At 42.1% G+C, this 26,241-nt stretch carries 24 protein-coding genes; 18 read left to right on the forward strand and 6 right to left on the reverse strand.

Annotation, left to right across the window (positions count from 1 at the left end; genetic code table 11):
* Positions 1-212 precede the first annotated feature (212 nt).
* The 12 genes from MKY19_RS11945 to MKY19_RS12000 all read left to right on the forward strand — a co-directional run bounded on the left by MKY19_RS11945 (position 213) and on the right by MKY19_RS12000 (position 13,947).
* Positions 213-1,283 carry an ABC transporter substrate-binding protein gene (locus tag MKY19_RS11945; protein WP_042187416.1) on the forward strand — a complete coding sequence of 357 codons (1,071 nt, stop codon included), beginning with the start codon at positions 213-215 and terminating at the stop codon, positions 1,281-1,283.
* Between the two features lie 61 nt (positions 1,284-1,344).
* Entirely contained in the window at positions 1,345-2,268 is a 924-nt protein-coding gene (locus MKY19_RS11950) for an ABC transporter permease (RefSeq protein ID WP_149644199.1), read from the forward strand.
* The gene (locus tag MKY19_RS11955) at positions 2,261-3,055 is read left to right on the forward strand and encodes an ABC transporter ATP-binding protein (RefSeq protein WP_042187421.1); all 795 of its coding nucleotides are present in this window, start codon (positions 2,261-2,263) and stop codon (positions 3,053-3,055) included. The genes MKY19_RS11950 and MKY19_RS11955 overlap by 8 nt, the downstream gene beginning before the upstream one ends.
* 181 nt (positions 3,056-3,236) lie before the next feature.
* Positions 3,237-5,012, forward strand: a complete 1,776-nt coding sequence (locus tag MKY19_RS11960) for a sensor histidine kinase (RefSeq protein WP_339803013.1) — start codon at positions 3,237-3,239, stop codon at positions 5,010-5,012.
* Positions 5,005-6,573 (forward strand): response regulator, encoded by a 1,569-nt coding sequence (locus MKY19_RS11965; protein ID WP_339803016.1) that lies wholly within the window; start codon positions 5,005-5,007, stop codon positions 6,571-6,573. The genes MKY19_RS11960 and MKY19_RS11965 overlap by 8 nt, the downstream gene beginning before the upstream one ends.
* Before the next feature lie 120 nt (positions 6,574-6,693).
* Complete coding sequence (locus tag MKY19_RS11970; RefSeq protein ID WP_149644202.1) at positions 6,694-8,031, forward strand: extracellular solute-binding protein; 1,338 nt, start codon at positions 6,694-6,696, stop codon at positions 8,029-8,031.
* A gap of 142 nt (positions 8,032-8,173) precedes the next feature.
* The gene (locus MKY19_RS11975) at positions 8,174-9,094 is read left to right on the forward strand and encodes a sugar ABC transporter permease (RefSeq protein WP_042132108.1); all 921 of its coding nucleotides are present in this window, start codon (positions 8,174-8,176) and stop codon (positions 9,092-9,094) included.
* 3 nt (positions 9,095-9,097) lie between these two features.
* Positions 9,098-9,937, forward strand: a complete 840-nt coding sequence (locus tag MKY19_RS11980; protein WP_042126927.1) for a carbohydrate ABC transporter permease — start codon at positions 9,098-9,100, stop codon at positions 9,935-9,937.
* A gap of 18 nt (positions 9,938-9,955) precedes the next feature.
* Positions 9,956-11,080, forward strand: a complete 1,125-nt coding sequence (locus tag MKY19_RS11985; RefSeq protein WP_339803020.1) for a rhamnogalacturonan acetylesterase — start codon at positions 9,956-9,958, stop codon at positions 11,078-11,080.
* A gap of 114 nt (positions 11,081-11,194) precedes the next feature.
* Positions 11,195-11,986: an SDR family NAD(P)-dependent oxidoreductase gene (locus MKY19_RS11990; RefSeq protein WP_042187431.1), complete on the forward strand. Its 792-nt coding sequence runs from the start codon at positions 11,195-11,197 to the stop codon at positions 11,984-11,986.
* A gap of 169 nt (positions 11,987-12,155) precedes the next feature.
* Positions 12,156-12,872, forward strand: coding sequence for an MgtC/SapB family protein (locus MKY19_RS11995; protein ID WP_042126933.1), 717 nt, complete (start codon positions 12,156-12,158; stop codon positions 12,870-12,872).
* 85 nt (positions 12,873-12,957) lie between these two features.
* A complete protein-coding gene (locus MKY19_RS12000) occupies positions 12,958-13,947 on the forward strand; it encodes an aldose 1-epimerase (protein ID WP_339803024.1) in 990 nt (329 codons plus the stop codon).
* 99 nt (positions 13,948-14,046) lie between these two features.
* On the opposite strand, the gene thrS is transcribed toward MKY19_RS12000, so the two are convergent.
* Positions 14,047-15,960: a threonine--tRNA ligase gene (thrS, locus tag MKY19_RS12005; RefSeq protein ID WP_339270678.1), complete on the reverse strand. Its 1,914-nt coding sequence runs from the start codon at positions 15,958-15,960 to the stop codon at positions 14,047-14,049.
* 473 nt (positions 15,961-16,433) lie between these two features.
* Here thrS and MKY19_RS12010 point away from each other — a divergent pair, with 473 nt between their 5' ends.
* Positions 16,434-17,102 (forward strand): TraX family protein, encoded by a 669-nt coding sequence (locus MKY19_RS12010; protein ID WP_339270680.1) that lies wholly within the window; start codon positions 16,434-16,436, stop codon positions 17,100-17,102.
* A 94-nt stretch (positions 17,103-17,196) separates the two neighbouring features.
* Positions 17,197-18,717 (forward strand): copper amine oxidase N-terminal domain-containing protein, encoded by a 1,521-nt coding sequence (locus MKY19_RS12015; RefSeq protein WP_339270682.1) that lies wholly within the window; start codon positions 17,197-17,199, stop codon positions 18,715-18,717.
* A gap of 103 nt (positions 18,718-18,820) precedes the next feature.
* Here the strand turns inward: MKY19_RS12015 and MKY19_RS12020 are convergent, their stop codons facing one another.
* Entirely contained in the window at positions 18,821-20,236 is a 1,416-nt protein-coding gene (locus tag MKY19_RS12020) for a metallophosphoesterase (protein WP_339270684.1), read from the reverse strand.
* A gap of 208 nt (positions 20,237-20,444) precedes the next feature.
* Here MKY19_RS12020 and MKY19_RS12025 point away from each other — a divergent pair, with 208 nt between their 5' ends.
* Complete coding sequence (locus tag MKY19_RS12025) at positions 20,445-21,044, forward strand: nitroreductase family protein (protein WP_042187439.1); 600 nt, start codon at positions 20,445-20,447, stop codon at positions 21,042-21,044.
* A 73-nt stretch (positions 21,045-21,117) separates the two neighbouring features.
* Positions 21,118-21,312 (forward strand): hypothetical protein, encoded by a 195-nt coding sequence (locus MKY19_RS12030; protein ID WP_042187441.1) that lies wholly within the window; start codon positions 21,118-21,120, stop codon positions 21,310-21,312.
* 76 nt (positions 21,313-21,388) lie between these two features.
* Here the strand turns inward: MKY19_RS12030 and MKY19_RS12035 are convergent, their stop codons facing one another.
* Both MKY19_RS12035 and MKY19_RS12040 read right to left on the reverse strand, forming a co-directional pair.
* A complete protein-coding gene (locus MKY19_RS12035; protein ID WP_339803027.1) occupies positions 21,389-22,558 on the reverse strand; it encodes a peptidylprolyl isomerase in 1,170 nt (389 codons plus the stop codon).
* Between the two features lie 185 nt (positions 22,559-22,743).
* Entirely contained in the window at positions 22,744-23,079 is a 336-nt protein-coding gene (locus tag MKY19_RS12040; protein WP_042126947.1) for a hypothetical protein, read from the reverse strand.
* A gap of 181 nt (positions 23,080-23,260) precedes the next feature.
* Here MKY19_RS12040 and MKY19_RS12045 point away from each other — a divergent pair, with 181 nt between their 5' ends.
* Positions 23,261-24,367, forward strand: coding sequence for a lactonase family protein (locus MKY19_RS12045; RefSeq protein ID WP_339803030.1), 1,107 nt, complete (start codon positions 23,261-23,263; stop codon positions 24,365-24,367).
* A gap of 124 nt (positions 24,368-24,491) precedes the next feature.
* On the opposite strand, the gene hfq is transcribed toward MKY19_RS12045, so the two are convergent.
* Positions 24,492-24,713 carry an RNA chaperone Hfq gene (gene hfq / locus MKY19_RS12050; protein ID WP_042126951.1) on the reverse strand — a complete coding sequence of 74 codons (222 nt, stop codon included), beginning with the start codon at positions 24,711-24,713 and terminating at the stop codon, positions 24,492-24,494.
* A 110-nt stretch (positions 24,714-24,823) separates the two neighbouring features.
* Here hfq and MKY19_RS12055 point away from each other — a divergent pair, with 110 nt between their 5' ends.
* On the forward strand, positions 24,824-25,465 hold the full coding sequence (locus MKY19_RS12055) for a phosphatase PAP2 family protein (protein WP_339270693.1): 642 nt from the start codon (positions 24,824-24,826) through the stop codon (positions 25,463-25,465).
* 95 nt (positions 25,466-25,560) lie between these two features.
* Here MKY19_RS12055 and MKY19_RS12060 read toward each other — a convergent pair whose 3' ends face one another.
* Entirely contained in the window at positions 25,561-26,094 is a 534-nt protein-coding gene (locus MKY19_RS12060; protein ID WP_076282886.1) for a hypothetical protein, read from the reverse strand.
* Positions 26,095-26,241 lie beyond the last annotated feature (147 nt).

A 26,241-nucleotide genomic window follows, 5' to 3' on the forward strand; every position in this document is an offset into this window, starting at 1 on the left:
TGAGTTATGCGCTATAAAATTTGTAATCTATGGAAGTAGGATAAGTGATTGACGGATAAACAACCTCCATATAATATAGGTTTAATAGATTTCTATCATTATTGTGAGGTACGTGTAAGCTTATGCTTTAATGCTTTTATCGATAAAAGTGATAATGCTGAGTCGCTCACTTTGATGCACGCGTTAATAATCTAATGAAATGGGGTACTTTAATGAAAAAGAGAAACATTTTTGCAGGTTTAAGCTTATGCTTCATGCTAGTAGCTGCTGGCTGTGGCAACAATAATGCCGCTGTAAACTCAGGAAACGCAACAAGCACTGGAAATGCGCCAACGAATGCTGGAACCGCTGATTCCAAAACGTACAAAATCGCAATTTCCCAATACGTAGAACATCCATCACTTGATGCTACACGCGAAGGTATTCTTGCTGCTTTGAAGGATGCCGGGCTTGTTGAAGGAGAGAACCTGAAGGTTGACCTTGAGAATGCTCAAGCTGACCCTGCGAATAACTTGACCATTGCTCAGAAGATCGCAGCTGACACTAATGATTTGGTATTGGCTATTGCAACACCTTCTGCTCAATCGGTTGTTCAAGCGCTTAGTAAATCAAGTAAGGACACTCCGATACTGTTCGCAGCAGTGACTGATCCACTCGATGCAAAGATCGTAACTGATCTGGAGCACCCAGGTGGAAATGTTTCTGGTGTATCAGATACGAATCCTGAAGCTATTAATAGATTAATGCAATTCATTGCTACTCAATTTCCTAATGTGAAGAAGCTGGGCATTGTTATCAATGAAGGTGAACCGAATGCTGTAATTATGGCGGATATTGCTAAGAAAGAGCTGGATAAACATGGTATTGAGCTTGTGAAGGCAGCCATCACAAATACTTCTGAAGTGAAGCAAGCTGCTGAATCACTAGCTGGTCGTGTAGATGCATTCTACATTACTTTGGATAACACAGTAGTGAGTGCTGTTGATACGATTATTCAAACAGCTAATGATAAGAAAATTCCGTTCTTCTCCAGCGACCGGGATACCGTTGAAAAAGGCGCATTTGCAACCGTTGGCTTCAAATATTTCGACCATGGTTACCAAGTTGGACAAATGGCAGTGGACATTCTGAAGAATGGTAAAAAGCCAGCAGATATGAAAGTAACGATGCAAGAAAAGCTCGATCTTATCCTTAACCTTAAAGCGGCTGCCGCACAAGGCATAGAAGTGACGGATGCGATGAAAAAAGAAGTTGCTGATCAAGCTAACAATATTATTCAATAAGACATTCTATAGGGGCGATTCCATGAGGGCGCCCCTTGATGCTTGAAAGGAGAAGACTTCTATGTATGATTCAATGCTCGGGGCTGTGGAAATGGGGTTGCTCTATGCATTTATGGCTTTAGGGGTGTATATTACTTTTCGCATTTTGGATTTTCCTGATTTGACTGTAGATGGAAGCTTTACTACTGGCGGTGCTATTGCGGCCGTTATGATTACCAATGGTTATGCACCCTGGTTAGCCACGCTTGCTGCTATTGCAGGTGGGATGCTGGCAGGAATGTGTACCGGTCTACTACATACGAAGGGCAAGATTAATGGATTGTTATCCGGGATTCTAATGATGATCGCACTTTATTCCATCAATCTGAGAATTTTTGGCGGTAAGCCTAACTGGTCACTAATGGGTGATACCACGTTGTTCTCGTCCATCAATCCGCTTCTTGTTCTTCCTTTTATTGTTTTATTTGTGAAAATTCTAATGGATTTATTCTTGCGTACTGATCTTGGGCTTGCTTTAAGGGCTACCGGAGATAATGCAAGAATGATCCGTAGTCTGGGTGTAAACACAGATAACACGACAATTCTCGGCGTCAGTTTATCCAACGGAATGGTGGCACTTTCAGGTGCATTGATCACTCAGTATTCTACCTTTGCGGATTCCTCAATGGGTATAGGGATGATTGTTATCGGCTTAGCTTCGGTAATCATTGGTGAAGCCATTTTCGGTGCTGGAAATGTATTCCGTGCGACGTTGGCAGTTGTTCTGGGATCTATTGTTTACCGAATCGTAGTTGCATTAGCCTTGTATGTACCATGGTTGAGACCTTCGGATCTTAAGCTGATTACGGCGATTATCGTTATTTTCGCACTTGTATTCCCATCGATTCAGCGTTTCTTGAAGCAGAAGAATATGGCGCGTAAACGTTCGCTTGAATTAGCTGAACAAGCGCTTAGCAGCAAGAGAGGAGGCACCATCGATGCTTAAACTGGATAACGTATCTAAGCTGTTTAATCCTGGGACACCGGATGAGAAGATCGCGCTGCTTGGCATTGATTTGGAGCTTCTTCCTGGTGACTTTGTTACCATTATTGGAAGCAATGGTGCTGGTAAATCAACGCTAATGAACATTATTTCTGGTGTGATGAAGCCGGATCTTGGTTCAGCTAGTATTGAAGGGAATTCGATTAGCCATTTAGCAGAATATCAGCGCAGTCGCTGGATCGGACGGGTTTTTCAGGACCCGATGGCAGGTACGGCTCCACGGATGACGATTGAAGAAAATTTAGCGATGGCTTTTAAAAGAGGGAAGAGTAGAGGATTATCGTTTGGTGTAAATGCAGCGAGACGGACGATGTTTCGTGAGGAGTTAAGTCGTCTCGGGATTGGATTGGAGAATCGTCTGCGAGCTAAGGTAGGATTATTATCTGGTGGGGAGAGACAAGCACTGAGTTTGCTAATGGCAACCTTTACCCAGCCGCAAATTTTGCTGTTAGACGAACATACAGCGGCACTTGATCCTTCACGAGCGGAGCTGATTACTAAACTGACAGAGTCTATCGTCCGTGAGATGAAGCTGACTACGCTTATGGTTACCCATAACATGGAGCAGGCTATACGTCTTGGCAATCGTCTTATCATGATGGATAAAGGCCGTATTATCCTTGATATTGATGAAACAAGGAAAAAGGATCTTACGGTAGAACGCCTGCTGGGAGAATTTGAGACCATCAGTGGTCATAAACTGGCGGATGATCGAATGATGCTTGGTTAGTTTTGTATAGGAGTATCTTAGGCTCAGGATAGGGGCTTAAAGTGAATTCTGACTCTGGATTTCACTTTAAGTCCTTTTTGTTGTAAGTTTTCCCGAATGCTTCAATATCATTTATGATAGGATATAGTGACGATAAATATTATTCCCATAATAAGGGTTTGGAGTGAATTGGAGGATGCTTATGTTTTGGAAGAATGTTAGCGCTTACAGGAGTTCGGGTATTTTTAATAAAATGATATTGATCATTTCATTTTTGCTGCTGCTGTCCTTTCTGTTCTCTTTAACCGTCCTGCAGTATGTTTATCGAATTTATGACAAGCAAATCTATGAAAAGGCATCTGAAGTGCTGGGAATGTCATCTATCAGTATAGAGAGTACTTTGAGAGAGCTGGAACAACTTTCTTTTACAGTGGTCTCTGATGAGCAAATTCAGGAATGTCTTCGCCAGTTGCAGGATGATCCTCAACCATATGAGCGGCAGGTCCTACATAATAAAATCATTAACAGGTTAGTTGCCTTTGCAGGAGCAGAGAAATACGTTTATTCCATGATGTTGTTGGATACGAATGGCGGCGCTATGACTGCGGGTAATCGGGAAGGTGTATCACAGGATCTCCAGGATCAATTAAAGCCTCTGGCTAAGGAAGCTAGCGGTAGTATTGTGTGGTATCCCCAAGGGAATAAGAATTCACTCCTGGCTGTTCGGCAGATTAAATCTTACACCGGATCAACCTTTACGCTGGACGATTTAGGGACGTTAGTCATTCGAATTCGGATTGATCGTATTATTGCAGATAGCACTAGTAACACTTCGGATGGCGATCAGTTGATTGTTGCAGATGCGACTTCAGGGCTAGCGGTTTATCCCCAAACTCCGATGTTGCTGCCAAATGAGCTTAAAGCGGAAACGGAACGTTCCGAGCTTTATCGTACGGCTAAGTATGAAGAAGGAACATATTTTATAACGAAGACTAAATCATCTTATATGGAATGGATGTATATCAATGCGACCCCCTTCAATGAGATGTTCAAACATATTACTTTTGTAAAAAAATTGGTCGTCATCATATTCGCGCTCATATTACTAATTGGATTGCTCTTAGGCTATCGATTAGCCCGAAGTATTGTACGCCCGATTTCAAAGCTGACCAAAAAAATGAAACAAATCGAAAAGGGAGATCTGGATAATCTGGAGGAACAGTCGCTAGGTGTCGTTTCGCAAACTGCACAGGACGAGGTAAGCCAGCTTAACAGAACCTTTAAAATGATGATCCGCAGAATCAGAGAACTTATCGATGAGAATTATGCGAAGCAGCTCATCATTAGAGAGACCGAGCTTAAAGCATTGCAGGCACAGATCAATCCGCATTTTTTGTACAATACACTTGAATCGATCAATTGGTTAGCGAAGATGAACAAGCAAGCTAAAATCTCAGAAATGGTAGAAGCGCTCGGCTATTTGTTTCGCAGTTCGATTGGTCTTAAAGACCCGTTGATTACGATTGAAAAAGAGCTCACCATTGTGCGCAATTATGTCATTATCCAAAAGACGCGTTTTGACGAGAGACTTGATTTCCGCATGGATTTTCCAGAGCATTTGCATGACGCTTTAATCCCGAAGCTGACGCTTCAGCCGTTGATCGAGAATGCGATCCGATATGCATTGGAGCCTAATATCGAGCCTTGCACGATTTCTATAACCGTGAGTGAGGAAGAACAGGGCCTTGATATTCGTGTTAGTGATAATGGGCCGGGGATGAGTGCCGAGTTCATCAAAGATTTACAGCAGGGAAGAGTTAAGACACGTGGCGAAGGCATTGGGTTAGCGAACATCGCAGAGCGTATTCAAATCGTATTTGGCCCAGAATGGGGTACAGTGATTGAAAGTGAGCCAGGTCAAGGAACGACAATACATGTACGTATACCTTATTTAAAAGGAGTGCAAGAGAATGTATAAGTTACTGCTGGTTGATGATGAACGGTTGATACTAGAAGGCATATCTCAGGTAGTGAACTGGGCACAGGCAGGAACGGAACTTGTGGGTACTGCGCGAAACGGGATAGAAGCCTTAGAGAAAATAGAGGAGCTTCGCCCTGAAATAGTGATTACTGATATTTCCATGCCCGGATTGGACGGACTAGGCTTGGTGCAGAAATGCAGTGAACGGTTTCCTGAGGTAAAGTTCGTTATGTTGACGGGGTATAAGGATTTTGACTACGCCTGTATCGCTATGCAACATGGAGTGAAGCATTATCTGCTTAAGCCGTGCAACGAGAATCAAATTCATGATGCGTTAGTTGAACTGGTAGCAGAGCTCGATGAACTTAAGGGCCGGACGGAATTTGTAAATGACATGAAGCAACGTTTTACTAAAGTACTACCACATGTAAAGGAACAATTTTTGAAGGAATGGATCTCTAACAAAACGTACGGGAGTCAAGATTTAGAGTATTATCAGGAGCTGCTAGGCATCGAATTAAATGACAAAGTGGTGCGTTTGATCTTGTTCAGACTGGAAGGTTCTTATGAATATGAGCAACTATTTGCTTTGCAAAATATTGCACAGGATATGCTGCAAGAAACGCTGCTTAGTACAAGGATAGGCGGATTTATTCTGACACTAATGGAAGTCGAAGGAGAGACTACGCTGAATAGTACACTGCTTGAACGAATTTCTGATGTACGAAAAATGTTCTACAAATTTTATAAAGTGGATGTAACCATTGCGATTAGTGACGCGGACTTCATGATACATTCACGGAGATTGTATCGTCAGACTCTGCAATGCCTTAACCACTGTTTTTATATGGAAGAGGGAGGTTTGATCACAGGAAGTGATATTCCTAGTGATGAACTAAGCGGAAGAAATGACATTGAACTAGATGAAGAGCAAATCTGTCTGCTGATTAAGGCGGGCGAACAAAGTGCAGTAGAGTTTGAATTAGAGCGGTTATTTAATCTGCTAGCTGAGCAGCGTGTGGATATTAATGTAACGCGATCTTATGTTTTGCAATTGTATTCTGCGATGATACGTTTAGCCGTCCCTGATGAAAGAAATACCTTTACTTCAAGTATGGTGGAACTGGCTGAGATCAGGACTTTAAGTGGTCTTAAAGCCTATGTAAAAGATGCTGCTGCTCGTTTGACAGCGATGTATGATCGTCATTTTCGCTGTCGCCAATCCTTAATCGTAGATAAAATGTTCAAAATTATTGCGGATGATTATAAGAATGCGGAACTGTCACTTAGCTCAGTCGCTGCTGAGATGTTATATATGAATCCTGATTATCTCGGGAAAATATTTAAGAAAATCACGGGGGAGAAATTCTCTAATTACGTTACCAATTACCGGATTACTAAAGCATCAGAACACATTATGCATAGTGGTGATGTAAGAGTATTTGAGCTCGCTGAAATGTTCGGTTTCGGTGGGAATGCACAGTATTTTAGTCAAGTGTTCAAAAAAGTAACTGGGCAGACACCCACAGAATTTATGAAACCCTCTCAAGGGAACTGATTATTGAACAAACAAGACGGTTTTTTGTATTCAACAATCACTGAATATTTGAGAAGATTTATACATGAAAGCGCTACCTAAAGGGATCAGAGCCTTTATACTATTATAGGAAAAGGGGACATGAATTTGAAAAAGAGATTCGCTTTACTAGCCGTACCATTGTTGTTGTCATCGATGTTAGCTGGTTGTGGTGGAGGTAATAACAATAATAGTGCTGCCGCTACGGATTCCGCTACAAACACGCCTTCAGAAACGAAACCCGCAGCTACAACTTCAGCAGAACCCGTAACTCTGCGTATAGCTTGGTGGGGTGGAGATACACGGCATTCTTATACACAACAAGTGATTGATATGTATGAAGCCAAATACCCGAATGTAACGATTGAGCCTGAATATGCTTCATTCGATGATTATTGGAAGAAGCTTGCGCCTCAAGCAGCAGCGAATCGACTTCCTGATATCGTTCAAATGGATATTTCTTATATTAATCAATATGGGTCTAACGGACAGCTCGAAGATTTGAAGCCTTATTTGAACTCTCAGATCCAAGTCGGCGATGTGAATGAGAACGTCCTTAGTACTGGGGTGATCAATGAGAAGCAATTCGGAATTCCATTAGGCGTTAACGTACTTGGTTTTCAATATGACCCAGAATTGCTGAAGAAGGCAGGGGTGGATTCCATTCCGGAGAACTGGACTTGGGATCAATACAAAGAAATTGCTGCGAAAGCTAAATCAGCTGGACTGTATATCGACGGTTCTATGGCAGCTGACGTATTCTTCAACTATTATCTGCGTACAAAAGGGCTGGCACTTTATAACAATGATGGTTCAGCGCTTGGATATGAGGATGATGCCTTGTTCACTGACTTTTTCGGAATGTTGTCTGGTTTAATTAAAGATGGAGCGGTTCCATCCCAAGACAAACTGAGCCAAAACAAAGGCGTTATCGAAGAGTCTGATATTGTTAAAGGAACAGGCATCGGCGTATGGCAATGGTCGAACCAATATGTTGCTTTGCAAATCGCTGTAAATCGCCCTATGGCACTGGCACAAATGCCTGGTCCGGATATGGAAAAAGGACTCTACATGCAGCCAAGTATGTATTGGTCGGTTACTTCTAACTCAAAAGTGAAGGAAGAAGCAGCGAAGTTTGTTGATTTCTGGATAAATGATCCCGAAGCCAACAATCTAATCAAAGGCGAACGTGGTGTGCCAATTTCAAGCAAAATCAAAGAATCTGTAGCTTCACAATTAACGGATTCCGGTAAGCAAGTATTTAAATTCGTAGCTGACATGGAGCCTACTACTTCTCCAATGAGTCCGCCAGTTGGATCGCCAGAGGTAGTAGCACTCCTTACAGACCTTGCTGAACAAATGAACTTCGGCAAGATTGACCCAGCCGCCGCCGCCGCACAGTTCCGAAAAGAAGCGAACGCTATTCTCTCCAGCCGGTAATAGAAGGTAACAGATAACTATACTGCGTCTAACATGGGAAACGGCATGCCATTTGGTTAGGCGGCAGTCCGTTTCCCTTATTATTCACATAAAAAGGAGTTGGAGACCCTTGGCATCCACGAATCCCCTTCCTTCGAATCCGCTGGCTTTTAAGAAAAAGAAGCTAACAGGCCGGAGTTTACGAAGCAACCTTACAGGATATGCCTTTATCAGTCCATTCGTCATTGGCTTCCTTTGCTTCACATTGATCCCGATGATCATTTCTCTTTATCTTTCTTTTACCAAATACAATTTGTTCGCTCCACCTAAATGGATCGGATTTGATAATTACATCAAAATGTTCTCGAATGACCCGAAATATTTACATTCACTAAAGGTGACGCTGCTTTACGTATTTATTGGTGTGCCTTTACGTCTCACCTTTGCATTATTTGTGGCTATGATTCTAAATACTAAATCGCGCATGATCGGAGCCTATCGTACAACTTATTATTTACCTTCTATTATAGGTGGCAGTGTGGCGGTATCCATCATGTGGCGTAATATTTTTAGTGATACTGGAATTATTAATGGCATGCTCGGTTTTTTCGGCCTTGGTCCAGTAAGTTGGTTTGGTAATCCGAGCGCTGCGCTTATTATGTTGATCACTTTATCCGTGTGGCAATTTGGTTCATCCATGTTGATCTTTCTGGCAGGTCTAAAGAATATTCCTGGTGAAATGTACGAGGCAGCTAGTGTAGATGGAGCAGGCTTTTTCAGAAAGTTCTTTAAGATTACAATGCCCCTCCTAAGCTCAGTTATTCTGTTCAATCTAGTCATGCAGACGATCAGTGCATTTATGACCTTTGTTCCAGCTTATATTATCTCTAAAGGTGAAGGCGGACCAATGGACGGTACGATGTTGTATTCTCTATATCTATTCCGTCAGGCCTTTATGTTTAATAACATGGGTTACGCTTCAGCTATGGCGTGGGTGATGTTGTTGCTAGTCGGCATCATGACCGGAATTTTGTTCAAGACATCCAAATCGTGGGTCTTCTACGAATCGGAAGGAGGAAAATAATCCATGGCGAAAATGAAACTGAAATGGCCGCTGTATCATATTCTTATCGGTGGCCTCGCTATCATTATGCTGTATCCGATTTTGTGGATGATCATGAGCTCTTTTAAAGAGAGCCGGCTTGTATTCGTTACCGCTCAGCAGCTTCTTCCCGATCCATGGGTATGGGGGAATTATGCTAAAGGCTGGGAAGGGATTGCCGGATATTCCTTTGGTGTCTTCATAAAGAATTCATTAATTATTGTCGTTGTAGCCACTCTAGGAGCGGTGGTTTCTTCTTCACTGGTAGCCTTCGGATTTGCACGTAATAAGTTTGTAGGGCATGGCTTATGGTTCGGTATCATGATGATGACGCTTATGCTTCCTTCAGATGTAGTGCTAGTCCCGCAATATATCATCTATGCGAAATTGGAATGGCTCGATAGTATCAAGCCGATCGTGGTTCCACAGTTCTTCGGTGTTCCGTTCTTTATTTTCCTAATGCTGCAGTTTATTCGGACAATACCTGTTGAACTTGACGAAGCGGCTACGATTGATGGGTGCGGGAAATTTGGTCTGTACTTCAGAATCATTCTCCCACTCATCCGTCCATCTATGGCTACTGCAGCGATCTTTTCCTTCTATTGGCGCTGGGAAGACCTGCTTGGGCCAGTGTTGTACCTGAACTCTCCATCTAAATATACAGTTTCTATGGGGCTGAAAATGTTCCTCGACAGTGAGTCCGTGTCCAACTGGGGACCCATGTTCGCCATGTCCGTTCTTAGCTTGGCACCCGTCATGATTATTTTCTTTATCTTTCAAAAGCAGATTGTGGAAGGAATCAGCACCAGTGGTTTGAAAGGATAAAATATCTAATGAAGAAAGGTGCGGCTGAATTTGGATAGCTATCATTTTGACTTTGGGATTAAAGATACAGCGTCCGGCTACACCAAAATTCGGCCGGACTCACGATACTCTCCGGATGCGCAATTTGGTTTTACTTCAGACTCGACAGTATTCGGGCGTTCCAGGGGAGGAGCAGATCCATTAAGAAGTGATTTCTGCATTCCGCAGAAGGCAGTCTTCCTGTTAGATATTCCTGATGGGATTTACCGGATTTCTATGTTACTTGGTGACTCCTTAGCAGATACGAGTACAATAATTCGAGCAGGTGATGGTAAGTACGTATTAGATACATTGAATGTCCCGGCAGGTCAGTATATACGAGAATCATTTGCGATGCGAATCATGGGTGGTCAGCTAAAGCTCTCCTTCTCAGGTATTGCGCCTCGAATAAATGCTCTCGACATTGAGCCTGACAACGAAACGCTTGTCTTATATTTGGCTGGTGATTCTACGGTGACCGATCAAGGAGAAGCTGGTTATCCCTATGCTGGCTGGGGCCAGTTGCTGCCTCGCTGCTTCAAAGCAGGTCTTGTAGTGGATAATCGAGCCATTTCAGGACGTAGCTCCAAGAGCTTTATTGAGGAAGGGCATTTGGAGAACATTTCTACTGTGCTTCGGCCCAGAGATTATATGTTCATACAGTTTGGTCATAACGATTCAAAAGGGGATGAACATAGACACACCGAACCTTTCACTACATATAAAGAATATTTGCTGCGGATGATTACAGTTGCTAGGAAAGCAGGAGCCTACCCGGTACTGGTGACCGCTGTACATAGGCGGAGATTTGATCCTGCAGAAGCTATAGTAGACAGTCATGGAGAGTATTTAACGGCAATGAAAGAGTTGGCTGAGACTGAGCAGATCCCCCTAATCGATTTGGCGGAGAAGAGTCGTAAGCTTTTTGAAGCATATGGTGTGGAAGGAACGAAGGATCTGTTCATGTGGTCCTATCCGGGAGAATATATCTTGCATCCAGTTGGCGTACAAGACAATACACATTTTCAGATTTTAGGAGCACGTCTGCTTGCTGATCTTATTGTAGAGGGCATCCGTGAAGCCGGTTTAAATGATCTCATTATCCATCTTCGGCAGGGTGAATAAAAATAATCCTTTGGGGTATTAAAGATCTATCGATTCAACTTCTGTATGCGAGGTTAAGGTTAAGGAAAGAACTTAACTGGAAGGCTTGCATGACAAGAAGGAGGATACTTAAACATGGCAGATAAGAAGCTGGAAGGTAAGGTAGCGATTGTAACAGGAGGTGGTTCCGGCATTGGACGAGCAACTGTGCTTGAGTTCGCTCGTAACGGGGCCAAAGTTGTGCTGCTGGATAGAACTGTTGAGAACGCAGAAAAGGTTAGAAAACAAGTGGAGAAAGAAGGCGGAGAAGCCCTCGTAATTGAATGCGATGTTGCTGAACCCCCGCAAGTGGAAGCTGCCATAAACAAGGCGGCCGCGAAATGGGGTCGTCTTGATGTTGTTTTTGCAAACGCAGGGATTAATGGAGCCATGACGCCCATTGAAACGATGGATATTGAGTCTTGGGACCAGACGATTCACATCAACCTTCGTGGAACCTTCGCGACTGTTAAATATGCGATACCGCATCTAAAAGAAAGCGGTGGCAGCATCCTGATTAACAGCTCCATTAACGGAAATCGTGTATTTTCTAACATCGGTTTTTCTGCTTACAGTACGACAAAGGCAGGTCAGGTTGCTTTTATGAAAATGGCAGCATTAGAACTGGCTCAATTTCAAATTCGCGTAAATGCGATCTGTCCTGGGGCTATTAAGACCAATATTGATGACAACACTTTTCCATCCGAGGATCTCAAAGAGGTAAAAATCCCTGTCGAATTTCCGGAAGGGGATCAACCGCTAGAGGAAGGTCCTGGGCGTCCTGATCAAGTTGCAAAGCTGGCACTTTTTCTGGCCTCCGAGGATTCCGATCATATTACAGGAACTGAGATTTATTGTGACGGTGCAGAATCGTTGCTGCATGGTTAAATAATCTTTCACCAAAACGGATTCTATCCTCTTCGTTATGCGGATTATATAAGCTGTCTGCGCATATATATGGAGGATAGGAGTGCCGTTTTTTTGCTGTAAAATAAAGCTAATCATAATCTCCGTTTTCCGTTATAATGGAGTATCTGTGGAGAAAGGAGAATGAACTATGGATTTTCATATTGAATCATTAATTAAGCTGCTAGTGGCCATGCTGTTCGGGCTGTTCATCGGGATTGACCGACAGATCAAGCAGAAACCGCTGGGGATTCGGACCAGTATGGTCATTAGTATTGCCTCTTGTCTTGTAACTGTAGTGTCTATTCATGCCTTTGATAAGTTTGCAGGTCCTGAGCATCCAAATATGGATCCGATGCGCCTCGCTGCTCAAATTGTCAGTGGGATAGGGTTCTTGGGGGCTGGTGTTATCCTGCGTAGAGGCGGTGATGCGATATCAGGTTTGACCTCGGCAGCACTCATCTGGACAGCTTCGGGGATTGGTATAGCTGTGGGAGCAGGATTTTATATTGAAGCAGCATATGCGGTTATTCTTCTAATGTTTGCGGTGAATTTAGTTCCTCATTTAATTCGTTCGATTGGTCCTGAAGTGCTTAACAAGCATGAAGTTTCGGTGAGAATCATCATGGAAGCTAATTTTGTCCTTACTGAAGTGATCCAAAAAATTGAGAGACCTCAGGTTAGTACCCAACGAAGTACTAGAAGTCCATCCCGGGCGATCCGCAGAATGAAAATTAAGGATTTGGAAGATGGAAGACAAATGATCGATATGGTGATCTCAGCGCCGGATAAAGATTACGCTACAGAGATTTATTATGATGTGAAGAAAATTGATCATGTCATGAGCGTTGAAGTGGAACAGCTCTAAAAAAGGGCATGTCACGTCATGACCAGATGTGGTAATCTATCAAGTAGAGACAATTATCAGACACTGGAAGGGAGAACACATTATTATGTCTATCACAGCCTATGAAGGACAATATGAAGGAGAAGCAGCCATCTGGTTGAAAGCTGGCCGTTATGAGGCAGCTATCTTACCAGGCATCGGTGGCAACTTGATCTGTTTCCGTGATACCGAAAACGGTTACCGTTTCTTGCATGAACCGGGAGCTGAGGAAATGGAAGCTTTCAAAGCAAGTCCAGGCATCCATGGTATTCCTGTATTATTTCCTCCGAATCGTTATGAAGATGGCAAATTTCCTTGGAATGGTCAAACTTATCAACTCCCGGTAAATGAAGTCGCAACAGGCAACCATTTACATGGATTTTTACATACGGCAGCTTGGGAAGTGGAAGAGTTCGGTAGCGGGAAGACCGAAAGCTTCGTAACCGTATTCATCAAAGTGGATGAGAGCCATCCTTCTTATCAATACTTGCCGTTTAAATACACAATGAAACTACGTTATACCCTTGGTGAAGGTGGCTTATCTCAACAGGTACAAGTGCATAATGATGGTGATGAAGAGATGCCTTGCTTGTTGGCATTCCATACCGCGATTAATGCTCCATTTGCACCAGGTAGCACACCACAAGATTACCTTGTAAAAGCGACCATCGGTAATCGCTGGGAATTGAACGACCGTATGCTGCCGACTGGTAAATTTCAAGAGCTGGAGCCAGGTGAAGCTCAGCTTCGTGATGAAGGTGTGTATCCTTATTTCGCTTCGATGGACAACCATTACACAGCTGTAGCTCAGAATGGACGTAACCGGATGGAGCTTACCGACAGCAAAGCTGGAGTCACTTTAGTTTATGACGTTGGGACTTCATACAAGCAGTGGATGATCTGGAATAATGGTGCTTCTGAGCAGTTCTTCTGCCCAGAGCCGCAAATCAACTTGGTTAATGCACCAATGGTAGATCTGCCAGCGGATGAGATCGGCTTATTCAGTCTCAAACCAGGCGAGTATTGGGATGAAAGTAGTCGTCTGTACGTGAAATAGTGTTCCTGTGAATATTAATATGTGATCAAAAAAGGGGCTGTCTTGTTCGTAGATTTCTACGAATAGACAGCCCTTTTACGTTTAATTTGACGCAGAACTTTATTTTTTACTAACTATTTCTTCACTAATCTGCTCAATAATCTCTTGGATACTCTTTGAACCAAGATCACCCTCACCACGTTTTCTTACAGAAACACTGCCAGAGTTTTTCTCATTCTCACCGAGAACGAGCATATAGGGTGATTTTTCAAGTTGGGCTTCACGAATTTTGTAACCTAGCTTCTCATTTCGGATATCAACCTCTACACGAATGCCAGCTTGTTCTAAGGATTGTTTCACCTGAAACGCATAAGCAACGTAGTTCTCAGAGACGGGCAATAACTTCGCTTGGACGGGTGCTAACCATAGCGGGAATGCGCCGGCATAATGCTCCGTAATAATCCCCATAAAACGATCAATCGACCCATAAACAGCGCGATGGATTACGACCGGGCGGTGCTTAAGGTTATCTTCCCCGATATAAGTAAGATCGAATTTCTCTGGCATTTGCCAATCTAGTTGGATGGTTCCACATTGCCAGCTTCGTTTTAGCGCATCTAAAATATGGAAATCAATCTTTGGTCCGTAGAATGCGCCATCACCTTCATTCACACGATACTCGATCCCGAGATTGTCTAATACACTTTGTAATGATTGTTCAGCTAGATCCCATAGTTCTTCTGATCCCATATAATCTGCCGGGCGAGTAGATAATTCAATCTTGTACTCAAAGCCAAACACTTGATAAATATGGTCAATCAGTGAGATTACCCGGCTTATTTCATCCTCAATCTGCTCTGGTAATACGAAGAGATGGGCATCATCCTGACAAAAAGTACGAACACGCATCATCCCGTTAAGTGCCCCAGAGAACTCATGGCGATGTACTTGACCAAATTCGGCAATTCGGATAGGCAACTCTCGGTAAGAATGTAGATTATTTTTGTAGATCATCATATGACCTGGGCAGTTCATCGGTTTGAGTGCGAATTTTGTTTCGTCTACATTGGTGAAATACATATTGTCTTTGTAGTGATCCCAGTGTCCGGATTGCTCCCAAAGCCGATTGTTCATCATCAGTGGTGTACGAACTTCATCGTAATCTCTCTGTCTTTGTAATTCACGTGCGAAATTCTCAAGCTCTGTGCGGATAGTCATCCCCTTGGGAAGATAGAAGGGCATACCTGGAGCTTCTTCAGAGAACATAAACAATTCCAGTTCCTTGCCGAGCTTACGGTGATCACGTTTTTTAGCTTCTTCAAGAAAGAGTAAGTGCTCTTCAAGTTGAGCTTTCTTAGGAAAAGCAGTTCCGTAAATACGTTGCAGCATTTTATTATTCGAATCTCCACGCCAGTAGGCACCTGCTACATTCAACAGCTTAAAAGCCTTGACCAAGCCAGTTGAAGGAAGATGTGGGCCTCGACAGAGATCCGAGAATTCACCTTGATCATAAATAGATAATACTGTGTCTTCCGGTAGATCACGGATAAGCTCCAGCTTTAAGGGCTCATTCATCGCTTCAAAAAGCTTGATTGCTTCAGCGCGGGGAACGACACGGCGGACAATCGGGTGATTCTCTTGAATAATTCTCGCCATCTCTTGTTCGATTGCTACAAGATCAGCCGTGGATAGAGGTGTCTCAATATCAATGTCGTAATAGAAGCCATCTTCGATTACTGGACCTATGCCGAGCTGGACACCCTTATCTCCATATATACGTTTTATGGCCTGCGCCATGATATGTGCTGTACTGTGTCTATAAATTTCCAGGCCTTCTTTGCTATCCAACGTAACAATTTCGAGCTGGCAATCATGTTCGATCGTTTGGTTTAGATCAACGGATCTTCCATCGATAATTCCAGCTACAGCATTTTTTTTCAGACTGGTACTTATGGCACCTGCTGCTTCTTTAATCGTCGTTCCTTGCAGTACCTCTCTAATTGTTCCGTTTTGCAGTGTTACCTTGATCTCCATGATTGTTAGCCTCCATTTCTCAAAAATTGTTAGTGGTGAACGCAAAAAAACGCATCTCTCCCAGAAAGGGACGAGTGCGTTCAGCTCGTGGTTCCACCCTAATTCGACCTATCACAAGGATAGGACCTCATTGGTATCCTTTAACGTGGATAAGTCGGTGCCACATACTACCGCAAAATTTAGATCTGCGGATTCAGCGTCACGGCTACAAAGGGGTAACTTCACAATCGTGTACTGGAGAAGCTTTCAGCCTAGACCTCTCTCTCTGGACAGTTCGTATAGGAAATCATGTCTTTGATCATTGCCATATGATGTTGCTCGTTCATAGTACTCAATTGCACCCCATAAAGTCAAGAGGCAAGAAACCAGAAATTCAGTTCTCTTTTATTGCAGTCATCATTTGTGTACAGGCGAAGGAGATGAAGTACTCATTGGCGAATGTATGATATCAACTTATTTTAAGGAGGTTTGATATGCAGATTCTCGCCATGCTGACGATGCTAATCGACCATATTGGCTATATCTTTTTTCCAGAGGATATTGCTTGGAGATATGTAGGAAGAATAGCCTTTCCAATTTACTGTTACGGGCTTGTGCAGGGGCATATCCATACATCATCCAGACCGAAATACTTGTTCCGACTGCTCATTATCGCTATTATTGCTCAGATCCCATACAATTTAGCGATTAATCCTGGTGGATGGAACGTGGTGTTTACGCTTTTGTTATCCGCAACCGTATTGGTTATTTTAGATAAACTGCCTACTCCATGGCTTGGAATACCAGTCGTCATTGCAGCTATCGCGTTAATGGATTATTTCCCGATAGATTATAATGCGTACGGCCTGCTGCTAGTATTGATATTCCGTTATGCGAAGTCATATTGGCTTGTTGTAGCACATTTGGCACTTAATCTGTTCTACATGTTTTATAATTATTGGGTTGTGCAAATGCTTAGTATTTTACCAACGCTGTTGATTGCTTTGGCGCCTGTACTTTGGGGATATTTAGAGCGTCACCGGGTACCACGCTGGGTGTGGTGGTCTTTTTATCCTGCGCATTTACTGATTTTAGCGTTATTTAAAGGCGTAATATACAATGAATGGGTTTCTATCGAATGGCGAACTTTGTTGAATCTATAGTATTTTTACAATAAGTAATACTTTGATTTACAAATGTTGCCTTTGCTGAGATAATGGATTGATTTCAAAAAATCTTACAAAAAGGAGACTTGCTATGAGGAGAATGAAAGCTAGGGCAAAATGGTTTATTCCTTTTGTCGCACTGCTGCTTGTTCTGGCCGGTTGTCAATCGGTTGGAGGTTTCGATGTTAATAAGGCATTGATCGGGGATGTCGATGTTAAATCATCAGAATCCAGCATGACGTTTTCTATGAACGCTGAACCTTCAGAAGGAATTAGCGCAGAAGATAAGGAAATGGTCGATCTCATAAATTCTTTTTCCCTGAGTATTAGCAATGCAAAGTTACAAGAGAATGGTAATGTATCTGCCAATGGAACGATCGGCTATAAACAATTGAATATTCCATTCTCATTGTTTATGGACAAAAAAACTTTAGTCTTTACGGTTGAAGGAGCAAAACAACCGTTTTACTTCCCGGTTCAAGGTTATGATGAGGTCTTTGCTGAAGTTGGATTGGATCTGACTAAAGCTGAAGATCTTAGTAAGCTGCTAACGAAGTTTGTGGTGAAGAATCTTCCTAATCCAAGCGCAATTAGCGTAACACCCGTTAGTGAGGCTGTGTATGGCCAGCAGGTGAATATGACGAAGTTACATACCGAAGTGACGGGTGATGAGCTTCCGGCATTGTTAAAAGGATTCCTGAAATCGATCTCTAAAGATACGGAAGGCTTTACAGAATTGGTTGGTGGTCTGTATGACTATCTATATCCTGTGATCAAAGCAATGGACGAAAAAGCCTCCGGTGATTATGAAATTCCAGGTATTGGAGTAATTCCTCTGGGTGATAAAGAAGCTGTTGTAACTGTACTGCATGATGCAGCAAAATTGGCTGTGGATGCGTTACTGCTGGTTTATGACAATCAACTAGACAGTCTTTACAAAGCTACCCCTGAGCTTAAGACGGTTCTGAGTAAGGATACGAAGCTTGCTGTCGACATTTTTGTAGACAGTGGACTACATGTTCGTAAACAGAATGTTGATCTGAAAGTGGCGCTTCCAGGTACTGAAGATATGCCATTAAAGAGCTTCTCTCTTAAGGCTTCCAGTCAGATTTGGAACATTGGTGGTGCTGTAACGGCAGATCCAATCAGTACTGAAGGAGCACTTGATGTTTCTTCTGGTGACCTGACTCCTGGAGAGACTTTGAACAATTTTGATCCAAATTCTAACGTTTATCGTATATTGAAAGACGATCTTGGTATCACCAAGAGAACGATTGTCATCGAACCAGACGACGAATATTATTATCCGATCGTTGACAATAATACGACGTACATTCCTCTTCGGTATTTTGCAGAAGATTTAGATGCTATTGTGGAATGGGATACAGCCAATCGTGCTATTATCGTAACTGATGGTGTGTACGGTGATAAGCTGGTATTCAAAATCGGTTCTTCCGAAGCAGTAATTAACGGTGAAAAAGTGAAGCTTGCAGAGCCTGTATTTGTTGACGAATATGGTGATGCCTATGTATCGCTGCGTCTGCTTGCTGAAGCACTTCATGCTACTGTGTATGTAGATGAAGATGGTTGGATTACTATTACACGTAAATAGTTAGTTCGATCCTTATTGGCTAAATAACACAAACAAATCCAGCTTCTAACTTCGCAGAAATGCGGGTGAAGCTGGTTTTTTTTATATGAAGTATGGCATCTTTTTATTGCTTCGTTAAAACCACTTCTAGGTCGACATTACTTAGCGCTTTTTCTTCAGCCATACTTTGGACATACCCTCCTAGGAAACCGTCCTGCTGTTCCTCCCAAAGCTTGTAGCCCGGCAACGCTTTTATATCCTTAGCAAAGGTACCTGCAGTTCCTGCGAAGTATCGTACATTCAGCTTGGACATTACCTTCGCCATGGATTCTTTTTCAGACTCCGTTAAAGGACTTTCCTTAAGACTATCCATAGCTTTGTCATAGGAGTTAGTAGCAAAGGCTTCTTCGGCATAAGCCTTGAAGTTTAAGAGATTGTGATCTGTAATCTGGTTAGCTTCAGCCCAACCTTCTACGTTCAAAGACGTTGCTTTATAATTTACGGTTCGCGAGACGGGATCGAAGGTCATGGCTCCATATTGATGCGGATTGACGGCCATCGCACTCGTAGCGATATCATAGATTGGCATTGGTTCAGAGGATGCTGTATCTTGATTCGCGTCTGCTGGATCTACTTGAATGTCCTGCATATGAATATGTCCTGAGAGAACTAGATTAAGTCCATTCTTTCGTAAGGATTTTATAGCTACCTGGCTGTTATTAAGCTTGAAGCCTGAAACAGACATAGAAGTGTGACTTAATAAATTATGATGCATCACCGTGATCACAGAAGCATGCTCTTTGGCTGCAAGCTTAACGGATTCATCGATCCATGAAAGCGTAGAAGAAGTAATACGCCCATCTGTCTGAGGGAAACCGTATTTTTTATTATTAAGGTATTGGCTACTGTCTATCATCAGAATCCATAAGTTGGGGGCAGCCTTGACGATATAGCTTAGTGATTCCTTATCACGTGATGCAGCTTCTTTGTAGCCGAAATCCGCATACATTTTGACGAAATCCTTATCTGTAATTGAATCCGTAAGGAGCTGTTTATCGCCACTGAAGGATCTAGCCCAAGGATTAAATAAGTCGTGATTGCCTGGAATGACATAAACAGAGGTTCCTTGTTGTTCGATTCGTTTTAAATTTTCGGTTAACTTTTGATGGCTGCTGCGTTCTCCATTATTAGTTAAATCGCCACTGAGGATGATAAACGCAGGTTTTTTCTGTTCAGCGTCATAGACCAAAGCTTCAGCCATTTCATCACTGTAGGGCAGCATTTTTCCATCGCCTCCAGTGACATAGGTCTGAAAAGCCTGCCCACCATCCTGAAGATCTTTATCCAAAAAGTGAGTGTCTGTGGCGACCCAGAAAGATACAGGTTTAAGCTCAGCTTGATCAAGTTCCATAGCGTTTAAATTAGACGATTTTGTGTCTTTACAGCCAGTAAGTGCCAAGCTAAGGAAAAAGAGCACTACACAAGAGAATATGACTGTTTTTTTATGTAGAATAAGAACTTTATCTGTTGAAAAATTCATTTATATAACCTTCCTTCTGCACTTTTGCTGCACTATTGTAGCTTATTTTTAGCCGAAATGTATATCGGAAAAGTGAAGGGGAGATGTTACTAATCGAGGCTAATTGTATATCCGACAAAATAAGTTGTGAATAGATGTTGTATTTTCAGAAAAAAGGTGATAAGATGTACAAAAGTAAGTTACTTAAATAAATGGAGGTAGTTATTTTATGTCTAACAATTTTCTTGAAGCAGTTAAAGGAAGACGTTCCATCTATGCCATCAGTAAAGAATCCACTGTAGCCGATGCTCAAATTATTGAAATCGTTGAGCAAGCGGTTTTGCATAGCCCAACCTCATTCAACTCCCAAAGCTCTAGAGCGGTTGTTCTTTTAGGTGAACAGCATGATAAATTATGGGATATCACGACAGAAACTTTGCGCAAAATCGTTCCAGCTGAACAATTTGAAGGAACAGCGCAAAAATTAGCATCTTTCAAAGCAGGTTACGGTTCCGTATTGTTCTTTGAAGATCAAGCGGTAGTGAAGAACCTTCAAGAAAACTTCGCATTGTATGCCGAGAACTTCCCAGTTTGGTCTAACCAATCTTCAGGCATTCTGCAATTTGTAGTATGGACTGCACTTTCTGAAGCAGGTTTAGGTGCATCCTTGCAGCACTATAACCCACTAATTGATGACGAAGTGAAAGAAGCTTGGGGCATCCCGCAAGACTGGAAACTAATTGCTCAATTGCCATTTGGTAAGACAGTAACTCCAGCAGGTGAGAAACAATTCCAACCGGTTGAAGATCGCGTTAAAGTCTTTAAATAAGCTTAAGAGTGTGTTTAAAACCTCCTAGACCAGGCTAATTAATTATATAGTCAGGTTAAGGAGGTTTTTTTGTATGCCGTGGAATAAAAAAGATTATCCAGATTCACTCAAGAACTTCACTGCACCTATTCGTAATAAGGCGATTGATATTGCTAATGCACTGCTAGAAGATGGATATGAAGAGGGAAGGGCGATTTCTATTGCTACCGCACAAGCGAAAGAGTGGGGAGAGAATCGTGATAAGCAGGTCCGTAAAAAAGGACATTAATTAAAAGTTCGAAAATAGAGGTACAAAAAAAGCAGGACAGCGTCTCTTAACGCTTGTCCTGCTTTTTGCAGTCATATTATTTAGCAGATTCAGTTCCTGCTTCTGCGCTTGCAGATGGCTCAGGAGAAGCTGTTGCTTCTTTTTTGGCATCCGTAAGTGAATTTGTGATTTTTGCTTTTGCAGTTGTATCTGACAACCAAGTAGTGGAAAGAGTGGAAACCTTTTGAGACACAAGCGTCTTTTTGATTTCATCTTTCTTTTCTTCCAAGGTGTAGTTTTTAGCGTCTTTGTGGTCGGTTACTTTAATGATGTGATAACCGTAATCGGATTTCACAGCACCGCTTGTTTCCCCAACTTTAAGTTTAAAGGCTACATCGGAGAATTCAGCTACCATATCTCCACGTTTGAAGAAGTCTAGATCTCCGCCATTAGCTTTGGAACCAGTGTCTGAAGATTTTTCTTTAGCAAGTTCAGCGAAATCTGCTCCATCTTTCAATTGCTTCAGAATTGCATCCGCTTCTTCTTTAGTCTCAACGAGAATGTGGGAAGCGCGAACTTGTTCTTCTTCATTGAAAGTAGCTTTATTTGCTTCATAGTAGTCTTTGATTTCTTGATCCGTTATAGTCACTTGCGGCTCAAGAATCTTACGCAGTTTTACTTGCAGCGGCATTTGCTTCTTCAAGTCATCAACGGTCATTGAGCTTTGTTGCAACGCAGCATTAAATGCAGCTTCTCCGCCGAATTGTGCTTTTAGGTCTTCTAATTCAGCATTAATGTCTTCATCAGTAACAGTTACGTTAGCTTTTTTAGCTTCTTGATCAACGAGTTCAGTAGTAATCATGGCTTGCAGTGTGCTTTCTCCGCCTGCTTCGATCAATTTATCATAAAGTTGTTCTTTAGTAATGTTAGTTCCGTTAACGCTAGCAACAGCTGTGCTGCTGTCGTCCTTTTGGAATGGAGGCTTAATCAATACAATGATGAGTGCCGCAGCCAGAACCACAGAGGCAATCATCCAGCCCTTGTTACCTTTAGGAGAAACTGGTGGAGCAGGTGGCGTCGTATTATTGTTGCTGCCGACTTTGTTCATTACTGGAACACTTTCCTCTTTTGTTGTATTCACAGGTTCTTCAGCAGCTACGATCTCCACTTCATTTACTTCATTGGTATTCTCGGTAGTGTTCAATTCTTCTTCCGGAGTACCGTTGTTTTCTAAGTTCTCATTTCCATTCAGATCTTTTTTGTCCATTATTAGTAATGACTCCCTTCAATATAGGTGTTGCTTGTCTATTTACAACTTTAACAGAAATCCAGATCCTAAACCTTAAGAAAGTATAAAAAAAGATAGGATCTTTTTAAGTTTCTATTAATAAAAAGCAAAAAGCCGGAAATGGCATCGGTAACATGCCCTTCCGGCTTATGGGAATAAGATGTTTACTTCAGTCCTTTCAATAGATGACGAATACTTTCTTGTTTCCGTCTTGGGACCCGTACGTTTTTAGCGAATAGGCCCTTTTCTCCGAAATAAATGCAGTCGTCTTCGATAGAACTGATCTTGTTTAGATTGACATAACAGCCACCGTACACATGATAGTAAGTAGAATTGGATAACAATCGTTTTAATTGCTCGGCAGTCATTCTCTTTTTTATGTTGTAGTTTCTGCCGTGAAAAATGACCAAATCATGGTCCCCGACCTTAAAGAACAGAATGTCTGTTTCCACCTCGAAGTCCTCGTATACATTTCTGGCTTCCAGCAGGATGCTACTCATTCATGTTCCCCCTTTATACTTAATAAAAGACTAATGTTAGCGCTTTCATTATAGCACAATCGCTAATCATTGGAAAGCCTTATTTTTGAACTATTTGTCACACTTTTTACTTTATAGTTTGTCTTTAACGTTTAAAAATTGTAAATTATATAATAGCAATACTTTGAAGGAGGATGTAAAGATGGAAAAGCAGACTAAGTTATTGCTGTTTACGGGTTCCTATGCAAGTGCCACGGAAAGCGGTGTACAGGTATTTGAATTCGATGGCGAAGCAGGAGGTACGTTAAAATTAATCGACTCGGTTCAGGGTATAACTAACCCCACCTTTGTTAATGTAGATGCTTCAGCCCTGCGTTTATATGCCATAGGAGAAAAGCCAAATGGTGAAGGTGGAAAAGAGGGAGAAGTCGTTACCTTTGCTATCGATGCTAAGCGTGGGAAATTGAGCGAATTGAACCGTATAGCCTCAATGCCTGCTTCAGGTAATGGTCAAACGACCACATGCCATATTTCTAGAGATCTAAGCGATGAATACATTGTTGTATGTAGTTATCATGGTGGCAGTGTAGGCCTGATCACATTAGATGAAGAAAAAGTTGCTAATCAACTGGCGGATGTCGCGATTCATTCCGGTCATGGTCACCATCCTGAACGTCAGGATCGCCCGCATCCCCATTCGGCTATTTTTAGTCCGGACGGACAGTATCTGTTTGTTTCTGATCTTGGGCTTGATATTATTCGGTCCTATAAAATCAATAGAGACTTGAACAAACTGGAAGTTCACGGAGATACAGCGCTTCATCCAGGGGCGGGACCTCGTCATTTTACTTTTCATCCAGATGGAAAGTCTGCTTATGTTATAAACGAGGTGGATTCCACGATAACATCGTTTACATATGACAGTGCTACAGGGACTCTTCACACGGTAGATACAATTTCAACTTTGCCTGAGGATTTTAAGGAAGAGAATACTTGCGCTGAAATTGCCACTTCAGTAGATGGAAGATATCTTTACGCTTCTAATCGTGGAGCGGATAACATCGCAGTGTTTGCAGTGGATAACGCTACTGCCAAGCTTACACTAATTGAATATGTATCTACTCGTGGAGGGCATCCACGACACTTCTCATTAACTCCGGATGGGGCTTATCTTATTGTTGCAAATCGTGACGCTAATAACCTGGTTGTGTTCTCTATTGAAGAGACCAGTGGTCGTCTCGTCTTTACAGGAAATACTGCCGAGGTATCTAAGCCGGTGTGTGTGAAGCCTGTGATTTTCCCTGTATAAAAGAAACTCGTTTTGAAGAGTGAATAAGACAATTAAAGAAAATAATAAAGGGAACACCGGAGATGTAGTCCGGTGTTCCCTTTATTATTGAAAATAGGATGAAGAAGTTTAATGAATGTGTGAACTATTTGAGTGAGACGGGCTTAAGAGGTACAATAGTGGATACTGCAGATTTGAAGAGCACATTCTGTCTGCCATCACCTTGACCCTGTAAAGTGATTGTGAATGCATCATACGAGGTTACGACGCCTTGCATTTTTACACCATTTGTTGTAAAAATCGTCACGGGCACCTTTGTGGAAATAAACTGATTCAACAAACGTTCCTGCAATTTTAGACTCTCCACTTTGGCAGCACTCCATCTTTTTGTATATTTATTTCTCTATAATTATAGCACGGGTTATAGCTTCTCAGGAAATGTGATCGACAGGCACAAAATTAGACACGGAGGTATTTATGCTTTATTATCAGAACTGGTCTAGAGGTTTTCGTTATTTTATAGGGTTTGCTGCTTGTTTCGTCGTTATTGCGATTCTAGTTCATATGAATAAGGTATCATCATTTGATAATTATATGATTCATTTTGTTCAATCCGCTGAATCACCTGGACTGACTACATTCGCCAAAGGACTATCTCTGATTGGTTCCTCCAAGGTAGCGATTGGCATATCTATCGTCACGATGGCACTGCTGTATTTTCTGCTGAAACATCGGCTTGAGCTAATTCTGTTCCTATGGGTTGGACTAGGCTCACAGCTATTGAATACACTTATGAAGTTATGGTTTCAAAGGGAGCGTCCAAATTTCAATCGTATTGTCCAAGAGCTCGGTTATAGTTTCCCAAGTGGACATTCCATGGCAGCCTTCTCCCTGTATGGGGTAATTGCCTATTTACTGTGGCGTCATTTGCCGCGAAGAAGTGAAAGAATCCTGTTAATAATATTTGCGGTATTCATGACTGTGGGCATTGGCTGGAGTCGTATTTACCTGGGAGTTCATTATCCTAGCGACGTAATTGGTGGTTATGCTGCAAGTGGCGCGTGGCTGATGTTATCCATCAGTCTATTTGAAGCCTATAAAAAACGGATATCCTCATAAGAAATGAAGATATCCGTTTTTGTGGGGATATTTTAAAATATAAGAATATATATGTTTCACGCTATACATTATCCTTATATTTCTCGCATAAACGCTTACCGTCCTAAATAGGACACCGAAGGCGTTTTTGCTTGAGGGTTCATCACATGATGTTCCGAAGATTTATGATCTTGGAAATGACCCATTTTACTTATTTTTTTCTTCAGCATAGAAGGAAGTCCAGCCTTTAGCTTTTGAGCTTCGTCTTTTGTTAGACGTCCCTCGCTGATGGCTTGATCCAGCCGCTTACTTGCGGATTCGCTGAGCTTTTGAATATATTGATCTTCTGTCCAGCCTTTCTTTTCAAGGGCAAGCTCGGGGAGGGTTTTGCCTGTTTTTAGGCTATTGATTAGCTCCGTACGATCCATCTCAAGCAGCTTGGCTGTTTCGAAAATAATGAAATGTCCGCCGGCTCTGAATTTCCCGTCTTTCCCTGGTGGGGGTCTATGACCTTTTTCCGAAGGCCCAGAATCAGGTGCAGTGGAAGTTACATTCTCAGCTGACACGCTCCGAGTAGGAGCAAGTGCTGGAGACAGACTGAGGAAAAGAACAGCTGTGATGGTCACTAATTTTTTGATGTTGTTATTCATTCACTCACCTCGTATGTTATATGTGATAGGTACTTACTTGAATTAGTATTCCCTGAAAGCTGAAAGAATCATAAGTGAGAGCTTAAATGATCATAAAATTCATCAACATTAGGCTTGGGTAATTAGAGGAATGAGGGATTCGTAGAT

Origin of the sequence: Paenibacillus sp. FSL R5-0744 (assembly GCF_037972555.1) — a bacterium.
Taxonomy (GTDB): Bacteria; Bacillota; Bacilli; order Paenibacillales; family Paenibacillaceae; genus Paenibacillus_AQ.